The following is a 16,344-nucleotide window of genomic DNA, read 5'->3' as shown; positions in this document are numbered from 1 at the left end:
AAGGATCTTAGCTTCCCACTCTGGTTGACCTTCTAGGGCCTTCAGAGCTGAACCTTGGATTACTGGTAAATCATCACCTGGGAAATCGTATTCTGACAGAAGTTCACGCACTTCCATTTCAACCAATTCCAGTAACTCTTCGTCATCTACCATGTCACATTTGTTCATGAACACGATGATGAAAGGTACGCCAACCTGACGAGAAAGCAGGATGTGCTCACGAGTCTGTGGCATTGGACCGTCTGTAGAAGCAACTACTAGAATCGCGCCGTCCATCTGTGCAGCACCAGTGATCATGTTTTTAACATAGTCAGCGTGGCCTGGGCAGTCTACGTGTGCGTAGTGACGTGAAGGCGTGTCATATTCGATGTGAGAGGTATTGATCGTAATACCGCGCTCACGCTCTTCTGGAGCGTTATCGATTTGAGAGAAGTCTTTAGCTTCGCCACCGTAGGTCTTAGCCAATACGTGAGAGATAGCTGCAGTCAGTGTGGTTTTACCATGGTCAACGTGACCAATGGTGCCCACGTTTACGTGAGGCTTAATACGTTCAAATTTAGCTTTTGCCACGATATATTCCTTTCTTTTCAGAATAGTCCAGTCAGTGCTGGACCATAATAACATTTATGTCGTAACTGGATATTAGCTACGAGATTCAATAATCGCTTTTGCAATGTTTTGCGGTGCATCAGAGTACTTCAAGAACTCCATAGAGTATGAAGCGCGACCCTGTGTAGCAGAGCGCAAATCAGTTGCATAACCAAACATTTCAGAAAGAGGCACTACAGCATGGACTATCTTGATGCCACCGAAGCCATCATCCATCCCTTCAATTAAGCCACGACGACGGTTCAAATCACCAACGACGTCACCCATATAATTTTCAGGGGTAGTTACTTCTACTTTCATGCAAGGTTCGAGCAACGCCGGATTCGCTTCAAGCGCACCCTTTTTGAAGCCCATAGAACCTGCAATTTTGAACGCCATCTCGTTCGAGTCCACATCATGATATGAACCATCGAACAGAGTGACCTTCACGTCCAACACAGGGAAGCCAGCGAGAACGCCATTCTTCATCTGTTCTTGGATACCTTTATCAACCGCAGGAATGAATTCACGAGGAATCACACCTCCCACAACTGCATTGACAAATTCGTAACCAGCGCCTTCTTCATTAGGCTCTAGTTTTAACCAAACGTGACCGAATTGTCCACGACCACCTGATTGGCGTACAAATTTACCTTCAGCTTCTACTGATGCTCGGATAGTTTCGCGGTAGGCCACTTGTGGCTTACCTACGTTACATTCAACACCGAATTCGCGACGCATACGGTCTACGATGATGTCTAAGTGTAACTCACCCATACCCGAAATCAGAGTTTGTGATGATTCTTCGTCAGTTTCAACTCGGAATGATGGATCTTCCGCTGCAAGTTTTTGCAACGCGATACCCATTTTGTCCTGATCGGCTTTTGACTTAGGCTCAACGGCAATGGTAATTACTGGCTCTGGGAACTCCATACGTTCCAAGATCACTCTATGATCGTTATCACAAAGCGTATCACCCGTAGTCACTTCTTTTAGACCAATCGCCGCTGCGATATCACCAGCACGGACTTCTTTCAGTTCAGTGCGATCGTTTGCGTGCATTTGCACCATGCGACCTACGCGTTCACGCTTCTGTTTGACAGAGTTGTAAACGCCCGAACCTGATTCGAGTACGCCTGAGTACACGCGAATAAAGGTCAAAGTTCCTACGAATGGATCTGTAGCAATCTTAAATGCCAATGCAGCAAAAGGCGCATTGTCATCTGATGGGCGTTCTACTTCTTGGTCATTCTCATCGATGCCCTTAATTGGAGGCACATCAATTGGCGCTGGCAAGAATTCAATAACCGCATCAAGTACCGCTTGAACGCCTTTGTTCTTAAATGCAGAACCACAAGTCGCTAAAACGATTTCATTATTTATAGTACGCTGACGTAGCGCCTTTTTAATTTCGTCTTCTGATAGCGCGCCTTCTTCAAGGTACTTATCCATCAGTTCATCCGAAGATTCGGCTGCTACTTCAACCAGATACTCATGCATTTCAGCCGCTTTAGCTGCTAACTCTGCAGGGATCTCCTCATAAGTGAAAGTCATACCCTGGTCTGATTCATTCCAGTTAATTGCTTTCATCTTGATTAAGTCGATCACGCCTTTGAAGTTTTCTTCTGCACCAATATTCAATTGAATAGGCACACAAGTGGCTCCAAGACGAGTTCTAATTTGCTTCACTACACGTTCAAAGTCTGCACCTGCACGGTCCATCTTGTTGATAAATACCAAACGTGGAACGCGGTATTTATCAGCTTGACGCCACACTGTTTCTGACTGAGGTTCAACACCAGATGAACCACAGAAAACGACAACAGCGCCGTCGAGTACGCGCAGAGACCGTTCAACTTCAATAGTAAAGTCAACGTGACCAGGGGTATCGATGATATTGATGCGGTGTTCAGTGAATTGAGCATCCATACCACGCCAGAATGTGGTTACCGCAGCCGAGGTGATAGTGATACCACGCTCTTGCTCTTGAACCATCCAGTCTGTGGTAGCGGCGCCGTCATGCACCTCACCGATTTTATGAGACAAACCGGTATAGAACAGAACACGTTCTGTTGTGGTGGTTTTACCTGCGTCAACATGAGCACAAATACCGATATTACGATAACGCTCAATTGGGGTTGTACGAGCCACGATTATACCCTCTCCACCAAGACCTAAGTCTTGGCAATATCAACAACTATGGTGTGGGCCTAAGCCCACACCATCATATTACCAACGGTAATGAGCAAAGGCTTTGTTAGCTTCAGCCATGCGATGCACGTCTTCACGCTTCTTAACAGCAGTACCTTTGTTTTCAGACGCATCCAGCATTTCACCTGCCAGACGTAAAGCCATAGATTTTTCACCACGCTTACGAGCAGCTTCAACTAACCAGCGCATCGCCAGTGCGTTACGACGCACAGGACGAACTTCACATGGTACCTGGTACGTAGAACCACCAACGCGACGAGATTTAACTTCGACTGATGGGCGAACGTTGTCCAGGGCTGCTTCAAGGATAACTAAATGGTTTTCGCTTTTCTTTTCAGCGACAACATCTAGTGCCTTGTAAATAATTTTTTCTGCAGTCGACTTTTTGCCGTCTTGCATAATGACGTTGATGAACTTAGCCAGCAACTCACTGTGAAACTTTGGATCTGGTAGGATTTTACGTTGTCCTACAACGCGACGTCTTGGCATAACAATTCTCCGTATGCTTCAGGGATTTCCAAAACTGGAATTCTCAAAATAAAACTAGCTTGGCCTTACTTAACGGATAAGTTAAGACTTAGGACGCTTAGCACCGTATTTAGAACGGCTTTGGCGACGTGAAGTCACGCCTGCACAGTCTAATGCGCCACGAATAGTGTGATAACGCACACCTGGTAAGTCTTTAACACGACCACCACGGATTAAGATCACGCTATGTTCCTGCAGGTTGTGGCCTTCACCGCCGATGTACGAAGTAACTTCGAAACCGTTAGTTAGACGCACACGAGCTACTTTACGTAGTGCAGAGTTAGGTTTTTTAGGGGTAGTAGTGTACACACGTGTACAAACACCACGTTTTTGCGGGCACGCATTCAACGCAGGCACGTTAGTCTTGTCGACTTTTGGCGCGCGTGGCTTACGTACCAACTGGTTTACAGTTGCCATGTATAGCTCCGAGTCAGTTGAATCAAACTCAACGATAAGGTGTGAAAAATCTATATCCCACAATGGTGGGACGCGGAATTTTAGAAAGGTAATGCCTGACTGTCAAGAAATAGCCAACTTTTGCGGCATATTACAAGAAAAAAGGCGCCATAGGCGCCTTTTTATAACAAACTTATTACTTAATCTTGGCTACCAGCCAAGTTTAAGAGATCGGCCAAGTTCTGTTCGGCTTCACTTGCAGTGATCTTGTTCACTACTACAGGTTCGTTTTTCTTCGCACGCGCTTCATTACGAGTCTTGTGATAAGCGTAACCAGTACCGGCTGGGATCAGTCGGCCAACGATAACGTTTTCTTTCAGACCACGTAATTGATCGCTCTTACCACCTACGGCGGCTTCGGTCAGTACGCGCGTAGTTTCTTGGAACGATGCTGCTGAGATAAAGGATTCTGTTGCCAGAGATGCTTTAGTAATACCCAGTAGTTCACGTTCAAAGGTCGCAGGCACTTTACCTTGGGCGATCAGTTCGCGGTTAGCGATCTTCACGCGTGACACTTCAGCTTGTTCCCCTTCGAGGAAGTCAGTGTCACCGGCAGAAGTGATAAGACACTTACGCAGCATCTGACGGATGATCACTTCGATATGCTTATCGTTGATCTTCACGCCTTGCAGACGGTAAACGTCCTGTACTTCGTTCACAATATAGTTTGCTACGTTGTGGATACCACGAAGACGCAGAATGTCGTGTGCCGCTTCTGGACCGTCAGCGATAACTTCACCACGTTCGACTTTTTCACCTTCGAACACGTTTAAGTTACGCCACTTAGGGATCATCTCTTCATAATGATCGCCGCCATCAGCAGGTGTAATCACCAAACGACGCTTACCTTTGGTCTCTTTACCAAACGAGATGGTACCAGAGATTTCCGCCAGAATAGCAGGCTCTTTTGGCTTACGCGCTTCGAACAAGTCAGCAACGCGTGGCAGACCACCGGTGATGTCGCGAGTTTTAGACGATTCCTGAGGAATACGAGCTAATGCGTCACCCACGTTGATTTGCGCGTTATCTTCTAAGTTAACGATCGCACTACCTGGTAAGAAGTATTGTGCTGGTACTTCAGTACCTGGGATCATCAAGTCAGCACCATTAGCGCCAAGCAGACGGATCATTGGGCGCATTTCTTTACCCGCAGTACCACGCTGACCAACGTCAAGGATCACGATTGATGACAGACCCGTTAGTTCGTCTGTTTGACGTGTCATAGTGACACCGTCAATCATGTCTACGAACTTGATACTACCCGCCACTTCAGAAATGATTGGGTGAGTATGTGGATCCCAGTTAGCGATAACATCGCCCGCTTCAACAGCCGCTTCTTCTAGTTTCTCGAGCACAGTACCGTATGGCACTTTATAACGCTCTTTCTCACGACCCAGCTCGTCAATAACAGCCAGTTCAGAAGAACGAGAAACGATAACCAGTTTGCCGTCACTGTTAGTAACATGCTTAGCATTATGCAGTTTCAATGAACCCGAGTTTTTCACTTGGACATTGTTTTCTGCAGACGCTCTAGATGCCGCACCACCGATGTGGAAAGTACGCATCGTTAACTGTGTACCTGGTTCACCGATAGATTGTGCTGCCACAACACCGATGGCTTCACCGTGGTTAATAATATGACCACGAGCCAAGTCACGACCGTAACAAGCTGCACACACACCGAAATCGGTATCACAAGAAATAACAGAACGTACAATCACTTCGTCGATTGAATGCTCTTCTAACTTGTCACACCATGCTTCGTCGAGTAGCGTGTTACGTGGTGCTAATACGTCTTCAGTGCCTGGATAGAACACATCAATCGCAACCACACGACCCAGTACGCGTTCACGTAACGGCTCAACCACATCACCACCTTCAATCAGCGGTTTCATGGTTAGACCTTCGTGAGTACCACAATCGTCTTCGATAACCACTAAATCTTGTGCAACGTCTACAAGACGACGAGTCAGGTAACCCGAGTTCGCTGTCTTCAATGCCGTATCGGCTAGACCTTTACGCGCACCGTGAGTAGAAATAAAGTACTGGAGTACGTTTAGACCTTCACGGAAGTTAGCGGTAATTGGCGTTTCGATGATTGAGCCGTCTGGCTTAGCCATCAGACCACGCATACCCGCCAACTGACGGATCTGTGCGGCACTACCACGAGCGCCTGAGTCAGCCATCATATAAATGCTGTTAAACGAGGCTTGTTTCTCTTCAACGCCATCACGGTTAATCACTGTCTCAGTTGACAGGTTTTCCATCATAGCTTTAGAAACTTTTTCGTTGGCACTTGCCCAGATATCAATAACTTTGTTGTAACGCTCACCGGCTGTGACTAGACCAGATTGGAACTGCTCTTGAATTTCAAGAACTTCCGCTTCTGCATCAGCAACTAAGGTGTATTTCTCGTCTGGAATAACCATGTCATCGATACCGACAGAGGCACCAGAGATGGTTGCAAAACGGAAACCGGTATACATCAATTGGTCAGCGAAGATAACAGTATCTTTCAGACCCAGTTGACGATAACAGGTGTTCAACAGTTTAGAGATCTGCTTTTTGCCCATGTTCTGGTTAACCAGATCAAATGACAAACCTGCTGGCAGAATAAGTGACAGCAGAGCACGACCCACAGTCGTATCAACGATACGGCGTTGTTCAGTGCGCTCACCATCATCACCAATAATGGTTTCAGTGATACGAACTTTAACGCGGGCATGCAGTTCAGCAGCGCCAGTTGCGTAAGCTTTTTCAACTTCAGCAACAGACATAAATGCCATACCTTCACCACGGCCGTTAATACGCTCACGGCTGGTGTAGTACAGACCCAATACCACGTCTTGAGACGGGGTGATAACAGGCTCGCCGTTGGCTGGTGACAGGATGTTGTTGGTAGACATCATCAGGGCACGGGCTTCAAGCTGCGCTTCCAGTGTTAACGGTACGTGTACCGCCATTTGGTCACCGTCGAAGTCGGCGTTGTATGCCGCACAAACGAGTGGGTGTAACTGGATTGCTTTACCTTCAATCAGTACTGGCTCGAACGCTTGGATACCCAGTCTGTGCAGTGTTGGTGCACGGTTGAGCATCACTGGATGTTCGCGGATCACTTCATCCAGAACGTCCCAAACTTCCGCCACTTCACGCTCAACCATCTTCTTAGCCGCTTTGATGGTAGTAGCTAAGCCACGACCTTCTAGCTTGCCATAGATGAATGGCTTGAACAGTTCCAGTGCCATCTTCTTAGGAAGACCACATTGGTGCAGACGTAGAGTAGGACCCACGGTAATGACCGAACGACCAGAATAGTCGACGCGCTTACCCAATAAGTTCTGACGGAAACGACCTTGCTTACCTTTGATCATATCAGCCAAAGATTTCAGAGGACGCTTGTTAGAACCGGTAATAGCACGACCACGACGACCGTTATCTAATAGCGCATCAACAGACTCTTGTAACATACGCTTTTCGTTGCGTACGATAATGTCTGGCGCAGCTAAATCTAACAGACGCTTCAAACGGTTGTTACGGTTGATCACGCGGCGATACAGGTCGTTAAGATCTGAAGTCGCGAAGCGGCCGCCATCGAGTGGAACCAACGGACGTAAGTCAGGTGGTAACACAGGCAGTACTTTTAAGATCATCCACTCAGGCTTGTTGCCTGAAGTGTAGAATGCTTCCATCAACTTAAGACGTTTAGTCACTTTCTTGCGACGAGTCTCAGAATTGATTGAAGGCAATTCTTCACGCATTTGTTCGATTTCTTTCGCTAAATCGATAGCACGTAACAGTTCAAGTACTGCTTCGGCACCCATTTTAGCTTCGAACTCATCACCGTATTCTTCTAATGCATCCAGATAAGTTTCTTCTGTCAGCATTTGGCCACGTTCAAGGCTGGTCATGCCAGGCTCGATCACGACAAATGATTCAAAATACAGTACGCGTTCGATATCACGCAGCGTCATATCCAGCATTAAGCCAATACGTGACGGCAGTGATTTTAAGAACCAAATGTGCGCAACTGGGCTAGCCAGTTCGATGTGACCCATACGCTCACGACGTACTTTAGTTTGGGTTACTTCAACGCCACACTTTTCACAAATAACACCACGGTGCTTCAAACGTTTGTACTTACCGCACAAACATTCGTAATCTTTGACTGGGCCAAAGATACGCGCACAGAACAGACCTTCACGCTCAGGCTTGAAGGTACGGTAGTTGATGGTTTCTGGCTTCTTAACTTCACCAAAAGACCAAGAACGGATCAGATCAGGCGATGCCAGACCAATTTTGATGCCGTTAAATTCTTCAGTCTTGCTTTGCTGTTTCAGAAACTTTAATAAGTCTTTCACGTTTCTCTCCTGAAGGAGTTAAACCGGGTGCTCCGCTTGCACGGAGCACCATTCTGTTTGCCAAACGCGGCTAAAGGCCTGCGCTTATGCCTGATCCAACTCGATATTAATACCGAGTGAACGGATCTCCTTCAGTAACACGTTGAAGGACTCTGGCATGCCAGGTTGCATCTGATGGTTACCGTCGACGATGTTCTTATACATCTGAGTACGACCGTTAACGTCATCCGATTTAACAGTGAGCATTTCTTGAAGCGTATAAGCGGCACCGTATGCTTCTAGTGCCCACACTTCCATCTCACCGAAACGCTGACCACCGAACTGAGCTTTACCGCCCAGTGGTTGTTGAGTCACTAAGCTGTACGAACCGGTAGAACGGGCGTGCATCTTGTCATCAACTAAGTGGTTCAGTTTGAGCATGTACATGTAACCTACCGTTACTTGACGCTCAAATTCGTTACCGGTACGACCATCAAACAACTTCAACTGACCAGAGGTTGGCAAACCTGCAAGTTCAAGCATCTGCTTGATCTCTTTCTCTTTAGCACCGTCGAATGCAGGAGTTGCAATCGGGATACCGCCTTTCAGGTTAGTCGCAAGACGTAATACTTCATCATCAGTGAATGAATCGATATCGACGCGCTGTTGCACTTCGTCACCTAATTCATAAACTTGTTTGATGTAACCACGAACTTCAGCCAGCTCACGCTGTTCTTCAAGCATCGCAGTGATCTTGTTACCAATGCCTTTGGCAGCGGCGCCCATATGGACTTCAAGTACCTGACCAATGTTCATACGTGATGGAACACCTAGCGGGTTCAATACGATGTCTACTGGGTTACCTTGTTCGTCATATGGCATGTCTTCGATTGGGCAAATCTTAGAGATAACACCCTTGTTACCGTGACGACCCGCCATCTTGTCACCAGGTTGGATAGTACGCTTAACCGCTAAGTAAACCTTAACGATCTTGAGTACGCCTGGCGCCAAGTCATCACCTTGGGTGATCTTGCGACGTTTGATTTCAAACTTCTTATCGAAGTCAGCTTTCAGCTCTTCATGCTGCTCAGCTAATTGCTCAAGTTCAGTTTGTTTTGCTTCATCGTCAATGACTTGAACCAATACATCTTTACGTGGCAACGCAGCAATTTGCGCTTCAGTGAAACCAGCACCGATTAACAGGTTACGCGCACGGCTCAATACACCTTCTTCAAGGATCTTGAACTCTTCGCCTAAGTCTTTACGAGCTTGGGCAATGTGCATCTCTTCGATTTCAACTGCACGCTTGTCTTTTTCAACGCCGTCACGGGTAAATACCTGAACGTCGATGATAGTGCCCTTAACAGAGTTAGGTACACGCAGTGAACTGTCTTTAACGTCAGACGCTTTCTCACCGAAGATAGCACGGAGTAACTTCTCTTCTGGCGTTAGCTGTGTTTCGCCTTTTGGCGTCACTTTACCAACCAGAATATCGCCGCCCTTCACTTCTGCACCAATGTAAACGATACCTGACTCGTCGAGTTTCGACAGAGCAGATTCACCTACGTTTGGAATATCAGCCGTGATTTCTTCGCTACCCAGTTTGGTATCACGAGCAATACAAGACAGCTCCTGAATGTGGATAGTGGTGAAACGGTCTTCTTGCGCTACGCGCTCAGAAATTAAGATCGAGTCTTCGAAGTTGTAACCGTTCCAAGGCATGAATGCGATACGCATGTTCTGGCCAAGGGCTAAGTCACCTAAGTCAGTAGACGGACCGTCTGCTAACACGTCACCACGAACGACTGGCTCACCAACAGCACAACAAGGGCGTTGGTTGATACAAGTGTTTTGGTTAGAACGGGTGTATTTAGTCAGGTTATAAATGTCGATACCGGCTTCGCCTGGGCGCAGCTCATCTTCATTTACTTTAACAACGATGCGGCTCGCATCAACGTAGTCTACAAAACCACCACGTTTAGCAACAACCACAACACCAGAGTCAACAGCCAAAGTACGTTCAATACCAGTACCTACTAGCGGCTTTTCAGAGCGCAGTGTGGGTACGGCTTGACGTTGCATGTTCGCACCCATCAAGGCACGGTTAGCATCGTCGTGTTCTAAGAACGGGATCAGCGACGCAGCAACAGAAATAATCTGTTGTGGCGAAACGTCCATATACTGGATGTCAGCAGCGCGCATAAAGGTAGATTCACCTTTATGACGACAAGCAATTTGCTCTTCTGCCATACGACCGCTAGCGTCAACTTCGATGTTCGCCTGTGCAATCACATAACGACCTTCTTCAATTGCTGACAAGTATTCCACTTCGTCAGTAATCACGCCGTCGATAACCTTGCGGTATGGCGTTTCTAGGAAGCCGTAAGAGTTAGTACGGGCAAAACTTGCTAATGAGTTGATTAGACCAATGTTTGGACCTTCAGGGGTCTCAATTGGACATAAACGACCATAATGCGTTGGATGTACGTCGCGGACTTCGAAGCCAGCACGTTCACGAGTCAAACCACCAGGGCCAAGTGCAGAAATACGACGCTTATGCGTTACTTCTGACAGCGGGTTGTTTTGGTCCATGAATTGTGACAGCTGAGAAGAACCGAAGAACTCTTTCACTGCAGCAGAAATTGGCTTAGCGTTGATCAAGTCTTGTGGCATCAGCTCGTTCAGATCGCCTAAAGACAGACGTTCACGCACGGCGCGCTCAACACGGACTAAACCAACACGGAATTGGTTTTCAGCCATTTCACCGACGCTACGAATACGACGGTTACCTAAGTGATCGATGTCATCGACTTCGTCGAAACCGTTACGGATATGAATGATGTTCTTCATTACCGCGACGATGTCTTCTTTAGACAATACACCGCTACCTTCGTCATCAGGAATGCTGAGACGACGGTTGAACTTCATACGACCTACTTTAGACAGATCATAACGCTCTTCACTGAAGAACAAGTTCTGGAATAGTGCTTCGGCAGCATCTTTGGTTGGTGGCTCGCCAGGACGCATCATACGATAGATCTCAACCAGCGCTTCTAAGCGGTTAGTGGTTGAATCGATACGCAGCGTATCTGAAATATAAGCACCATGATCTAGCTCGTTGATATACAACGTGCTGATATCTTTAATACCGGCCAATGATAGTTTAGCCAGATCTTCTAAACTAATTTCACTGTTGGCAGAGACTAAAACTTCACCCGTGTCCGGATCGATATAATCTTGAGCAGCATATTTGCCCACGATATATTCAACTGGCACTTCAAGCTCAGTGGTATTAGTCTTTTCTAACTGACGAATGTGACGCGCAGTAATACGACGTCCCGCTTCAACCAGTACAGAACCTTCAGCATCCTTGATGTCATAGCTGGCAGTTTCGCCACGCAGACGTTCAGGCACCAAAGACATGACCAGAGTATCTTTCTTGATCTTGAACTCAACGCGTTCGAAGAACAGATCGAGGATCTCTTGAGTAGAATATTCTAATGCACGTAACATGATGGTCGCAGGCAGTTTGCGGCGACGGTCAATACGCACAAATAGTGCATCTTTAGGATCGAATTCAAAGTCAAGCCATGAACCACGGTAAGGAATAATACGTGCGTTATACAGCACCTTACCTGATGAATGGGTTTTACCACGGTCATGATCAAAGAACACGCCTGGAGAACGGTGTAATTGAGATACGATTACACGCTCAGTACCGTTGATAACAAAAGTACCGTTATCCGTCATCAATGGGATATCACCCATGTAGACTTCTTGTTCTTTAATATCTTTTACTGTGCCCGCCGCTGCTTCACGGTCATACAACACCATGCGTAATTTAACGCGTAGTGGAGCTGAATACGTAACACCACGGATCTGACACTCTTTCACATCAAAAACAGGCTCGCCAAGCTTATAGCTGACGTATTGCAGTTCTGAGTTACCAGAAAAGCTCTTGATGGGAAAAACGCTACGGAAGGCGGCTTCTAAACCGCGCTCACCGGTAGGATCTTGATCGGTGAACTTCTTAAAAGAGTCTAGCTGGATAGACAATAAATAAGGGATATCCAAAACTTTTGGACGCTTACCAAAGTCTTTGCGAATACGCTTCTTTTCAGAATAGGAGTAAACCATGGGTTTCCTCTGCTTACGAGATGTGACCAAGACTGAATAAATAACTTAAGTTATTAAAATTCAGCACGTTTGCCCATCACCGTTGATGGCAAGAACCTAACCAGTAATCTCTGCTAGGGACTGCAAAATTTGGCGACAAACGGTGAAAAAAAATCGCCAGCGCATATAGCGCAAAAAAGGCCGACGGTTAAAAAACCGCCAGCCTCCACCCAAGTGGCTTGGGTGAGCAAGCTAAATAATAGCTTACTTAATTTCTACAGAAGCACCAGCTTCAGTAAGTTCTTTCTTCAGAGCTTCAGCTTCTTCTTTAGAAACGCCTTCTTTAACTGCTACTGGAGCAGCTTCAGACATAGCTTTAGCTTCTTTCAGGCCTAAACCAGTTGCGCCACGGATGGCTTTAATAACTGCAACTTTGTTGTCGCCGTGAGCAGTCAGAACTACGTTGAATTCTGTTTGTTCTTCAACAACAACTGCTTCTGCACCGCCAGAAACAACAGCAGCAGCGGCAGAAACGCCGAACTTCTCTTCCATAGCTTCGATCAGTTCAACAACTTCCATTACAGACATAGCTGCAAAGGCTTCTAAGATTTGGTCTTTAGTGATAGACATAACAAATGTTTCCTATTGTTCTGAATTCAATTTTATTAAGCAGCCAGCTTGAAATTAAGCGGCTTCTTGTTTTTGATCGCGCAGGGCGGCCAGTGTACGAACGAACTTGCCAGCAGATGCTTCTTTCATAGTCATCATTAACTGAGCTAGTGCTTCTTCGTATGTTGGCAGTTTCGCCAAACGATCAATTTCAGCTGCAGGGATGAAATTCCCTTCAAAGGCTGCGCCTTTAACTTCGAAGTTAGCTTGTTCTTTAGCAAAGTCTTTTAACAGACGTGCTGCAGCACCTGGGTGCTCTAAAGAAAAAGCAATCAAAGTTGGGCCAGTGAACGTTTCTGCTAGGCACTCAAAAGCAGTACCTTCAACAGCACGACGAGCTAGCGTGTTACGTACTACACGTACATATACACCAGCTTCGCGAGCTTTTTTACGCAGACCGGTCATAGCACCTACAGTCACACCGCGAGAATCAGCGGCAACTGCAGATAGCGCACCTTTGGCAGCTTCGTTGACTTCAGCAACAATCGCTTTTTTGTCTTCGAGTCTTAATGCCATTGGCTTTACTCCTGGATTCTACCTAGGGTATTCCCTAGTATTTACCATACTAAATACTTATGTATTTAGTGACTTACGGTGCAGATTATCCAGTAAAAAATTTTAGCTGGGGCCTGACACCGTCTACGCAGGAAATTAAGTTATTTTTACAAAAAACACCTGCGGTCTTGGACGGAAACCTGAGTTAAATTCCGCCTAAACAGAAGATAAAACAGGCTTCAACCCACAAAGTGCGCGCATTATAGACTAATGCACCCGCTTTGTAAAATTATAGAGTTGTTTCAAGCGTAGCTTGATCAACTGCAACACCTGCACCCATAGTGGTAGAGATGCTGATCTTTTTCACGAAAATGCCTTTAGCAACTGCAGGCTTAGCCTTTTTCAGTGCTGACACTAACGCTTCCAAGTTTTCTTTCAATTGAACTGGTGTGAAATCCACTTTACCGATAGTAGTGTGGATAATACCGTTCTTGTCGTTACGGTAACGAACTTGACCCGCTTTGGCGTTCTTAACAGCTTCAGCAACGTTTGGCGTTACTGTACCTGTTTTAGGGTTAGGCATTAAACCACGTGGGCCTAAGATTTGACCTAACATACCAACAACGCGCATTGCATCTGGAGATGCGATAACTACGTCAAAGTTCATTTCACCGGCTTTGATTTTCTCAGCCAGATCATCCATACCAACTAGCTCAGCGCCAGCAGCTTTAGCAGCTTCAGCATTTGCACCTTGTGTAAATACTGCAACGCGAACGTCACGACCAGTACCGTGTGGCAACACTGTTGCACCACGAACGTTTTGGTCAGATTTACGTGGGTCGATACCCAGGTTAACTGCTACGTCTACACTTTCAACGAATTTTGCAGTTGCTAATTCTTTTAACAGAGCAACAGCTTCGTTGATATCGTAGCTTTTAGTACCGTCAACTTTTTCGCGAATTACGCGCATGCGTTTAGTTAGCTTTGCCATTATATTAATCCTCTACAACCAAACCCATTGAACGCGCAGTACCTTCGATTGAGCGAGTCATCGCTTCAATGTCAGCACCAGTCATATCGGCAGCTTTCAGTTCAGCAATTTCTTGAACTTTAGCGCGAGCGATAGTACCCACTTTCTGAGTGTTTGGACGTGGAGAACCTGATTTCAGGCCTGCAGCAGTCTTCAGTAAGTAAGACGCTGGAGAAGTCTTAGTTTCAAAAGTGAATGAACGGTCACTGTAAACAGTGATCACGACTGGAATAGGCATGCCTTTTTCCATTTTTTCTGTACGGGCGTTAAACGCTTTACAGAATTCCATGATGTTCACACCTTTTTGACCCAAAGCTGGACCAACTGGTGGTGATGGGTTCGCAGAACCGGATTTTACTTGTAGCTTAATATAAGCATCAATCTTCTTTGCCATCTGACATTTCCTCAGTTTGGGTTCAAACGCGCATCAGCGACATGCTGACATGCTCCCCCGAAAACAACGGGTGCGAATTATATAGAAATTCGCACCCGTTGCCAAACGGATTTTGTAGTTTATTTAATCAGCCTTTTTCAACTTGACTAAAGTCAAGTTCAACAGGCGTAGAACGACCAAAGATCATCACTGATACTTTCACGCGGCTCTTGTCATAATCCACTTCTTCAACGGTGCCGTTAAAGTCAGCAAATGGACCATCACACACACGTACCACTTCACCAGGCTCAAATATAGTTCTATGAGTCGGTGACGCTGTCGTTTCTTGTAAGCGACGCAGAATTGCATCAGCTTCTTTATCTGAAATTGGGGCAGGACGATCAGACGTTCCGCCAATAAAGCCTAAAACACGCGGGATGCTTTTGACTAAATGCCAGCTGTCATCGTTCATTTCCATCTGGACTAACACATAGCCAGGGAAAAACTTACGTTCGCTCTTGCGACGCTGACCTGCACGCATTTCGATGACTTCTTCAGTCGGAACCAATACTTCACCGAAGTATGCTTCCATGCCATGCATTTTAATATATTCAATCAGTGACTTACAAACTCGGCCTTCATAGCCTGAGAATGCCTGCACTACATACCATCTTTTTTTAGCTTCTTTAGCTTCAGTCATTCGAGGTGCCTATACGCCAGTGATAAAATTGACAATTCGCATTAACACAGCATCCATACCCCAAAGGATAAGAGCTAAGATACCTGTTGCTGCAAGGACAATAAAAGTGGTGTTTAGCGCTTCTTGACGCGTCGGCCATACAACCTTGCGCACTTCGATATGCGCTTCACGGGCAAAAGCTAACGCTTTTTTACCTTTTACAGTCTGAAGCGCAATAAAACCAGCAATAGCGAATGCAACGATAACACTAAGCGCACGTATGACGGCACTGGCTTCGCTATACATTTGATTGCCAATAACAGCAGCGGCTAGCAATACAATCACTAAACCCCACTTCACGATATCCAGAGAATTGTTCTGGTTTTCAGTATTTGTTGTCATCGGTTTTTCCGTTACTCAATACGGCCTGAGCTTAGAGCACATTAATTGACGGGCATAATCCCACATCACTCTGCATTTCCGAACACCCTTAGAAACGCAAAATAGCATAAGCTCAGGGTCAAAAATCGGCCATAGATTGTATTCTTATTCGACTTTGTAAGCAAGGATGCGAATCCCATGCAAACCACAAAACCTATGAAATAATCCACTTAAACAAAAAAGGAAGCCGAAGCTTCCTTTTCAAACTAATTTCTATCGCAATTAAGCGATGATTTTAGCTACTACACCAGCACCAACTGTACGACCACCTTCACGGATTGCGAAGCGTAAACCTTCGTCCATCGCGATTGGGCAAATCAGAGTCACTACCATTTTGATGTTGTCGCCAGGCATTACCATCTCTACGCCTTCTGGCAGTTCGATAGTACCGGTTACGTCAGTTGTACGGAAGTAGAACTGT

General features: G+C 46.1%; 12 protein-coding genes and 1 pseudogene. All 13 read right to left on the bottom strand.

The genetic code is table 11. From position 1 onward, the window contains the following. Positions 1–570: GTP-binding protein (locus L5L77_RS21830; protein WP_263186831.1), on the bottom strand; the 570-nt coding region annotated here is incomplete at its 3' end. A gap of 72 nt (positions 571–642) precedes the next feature. Then, on the bottom strand, positions 643–2,739 hold the full coding sequence (gene fusA, locus L5L77_RS21825) for an elongation factor G (protein WP_263180356.1): 2,097 nt from the start codon (positions 2,737–2,739) through the stop codon (positions 643–645). 78 nt (positions 2,740–2,817) lie between these two features. Continuing rightward, positions 2,818–3,288: a 30S ribosomal protein S7 gene (gene rpsG, locus L5L77_RS21820; protein ID WP_011787570.1), complete on the bottom strand. Its 471-nt coding sequence runs from the start codon at positions 3,286–3,288 to the stop codon at positions 2,818–2,820. Positions 3,289–3,369: 81 nt separating this feature from the next. Beyond that, complete coding sequence (rpsL, locus tag L5L77_RS21815) at positions 3,370–3,744, bottom strand: 30S ribosomal protein S12 (RefSeq protein ID WP_006083605.1); 375 nt, start codon at positions 3,742–3,744, stop codon at positions 3,370–3,372. 179 nt (positions 3,745–3,923) lie between these two features. Further along, entirely contained in the window at positions 3,924–8,141 is a 4,218-nt protein-coding gene (gene rpoC / locus L5L77_RS21810) for a DNA-directed RNA polymerase subunit beta' (RefSeq protein ID WP_105251033.1), read from the bottom strand. Positions 8,142–8,225: 84 nt separating this feature from the next. Further along, positions 8,226–12,257 carry a DNA-directed RNA polymerase subunit beta gene (gene rpoB, locus L5L77_RS21805; RefSeq protein WP_105251032.1) on the bottom strand — a complete coding sequence of 1,344 codons (4,032 nt, stop codon included), beginning with the start codon at positions 12,255–12,257 and terminating at the stop codon, positions 8,226–8,228. Positions 12,258–12,500: 243 nt separating this feature from the next. Beyond that, on the bottom strand, positions 12,501–12,866 hold the full coding sequence (gene rplL / locus L5L77_RS21800) for a 50S ribosomal protein L7/L12 (RefSeq protein ID WP_105251031.1): 366 nt from the start codon (positions 12,864–12,866) through the stop codon (positions 12,501–12,503). 54 nt (positions 12,867–12,920) lie between these two features. Next, the gene (rplJ, locus tag L5L77_RS21795) at positions 12,921–13,421 is read right to left on the bottom strand and encodes a 50S ribosomal protein L10 (RefSeq protein ID WP_006083609.1); all 501 of its coding nucleotides are present in this window, start codon (positions 13,419–13,421) and stop codon (positions 12,921–12,923) included. 268 nt (positions 13,422–13,689) lie between these two features. Then, the gene (gene rplA / locus L5L77_RS21790; RefSeq protein ID WP_105251030.1) at positions 13,690–14,391 is read right to left on the bottom strand and encodes a 50S ribosomal protein L1; all 702 of its coding nucleotides are present in this window, start codon (positions 14,389–14,391) and stop codon (positions 13,690–13,692) included. Positions 14,392–14,395: 4 nt separating this feature from the next. After that, a complete protein-coding gene (gene rplK / locus L5L77_RS21785; protein ID WP_006083611.1) occupies positions 14,396–14,824 on the bottom strand; it encodes a 50S ribosomal protein L11 in 429 nt (142 codons plus the stop codon). Positions 14,825–14,951: 127 nt separating this feature from the next. Further along, a complete protein-coding gene (gene nusG / locus L5L77_RS21780) occupies positions 14,952–15,503 on the bottom strand; it encodes a transcription termination/antitermination protein NusG (protein ID WP_105251029.1) in 552 nt (183 codons plus the stop codon). Between the two features lie 9 nt (positions 15,504–15,512). Next, positions 15,513–15,884, bottom strand: a complete 372-nt coding sequence (gene secE / locus L5L77_RS21775) for a preprotein translocase subunit SecE (protein ID WP_006083613.1) — start codon at positions 15,882–15,884, stop codon at positions 15,513–15,515. A gap of 261 nt (positions 15,885–16,145) precedes the next feature. After that, positions 16,146–16,344: pseudogene (tuf, locus tag L5L77_RS21770) on the bottom strand (elongation factor Tu); the annotation flags it as partial.

Source organism: Shewanella sp. SM29 (assembly GCF_025654245.1).
GTDB classification, from domain to species: Bacteria; Pseudomonadota; Gammaproteobacteria; order Enterobacterales; family Shewanellaceae; genus Shewanella; species Shewanella oncorhynchi.
The sequence above is the reverse complement of the archived record's forward strand: the minus strand, read 5'-3'. Positions and strand labels throughout refer to the sequence as shown.

Bases quoted from the DNA above. Each gene is read 5' to 3' on its own strand.
- rpsG (WP_011787570.1), bottom strand. From the start codon at position 3,288: ATGCCAAGACGTCGCGTTGTAGGACAACGTAAAATCCTACCAGATCCA.
- rpsL (WP_006083605.1), bottom strand. From the start codon at position 3,744: ATGGCAACTGTAAACCAGTTGGTACGTAAGCCACGCGCGCCAAAAGTC.
- rpoB (WP_105251032.1), bottom strand. From the start codon at position 12,257: ATGGTTTACTCCTATTCTGAAAAGAAGCGTATTCGCAAAGACTTTGGT.
- rplL (WP_105251031.1), bottom strand. From the start codon at position 12,866: ATGTCTATCACTAAAGACCAAATCTTAGAAGCCTTTGCAGCTATGTCT.
- rplJ (WP_006083609.1), bottom strand. From the start codon at position 13,421: ATGGCATTAAGACTCGAAGACAAAAAAGCGATTGTTGCTGAAGTCAAC.
- rplA (WP_105251030.1), bottom strand. From the start codon at position 14,391: ATGGCAAAGCTAACTAAACGCATGCGCGTAATTCGCGAAAAAGTTGAC.
- rplK (WP_006083611.1), bottom strand. From the start codon at position 14,824: ATGGCAAAGAAGATTGATGCTTATATTAAGCTACAAGTAAAATCCGGT.
- nusG (WP_105251029.1), bottom strand. From the start codon at position 15,503: ATGACTGAAGCTAAAGAAGCTAAAAAAAGATGGTATGTAGTGCAGGCA.
- secE (WP_006083613.1), bottom strand. From the start codon at position 15,884: ATGACAACAAATACTGAAAACCAGAACAATTCTCTGGATATCGTGAAG.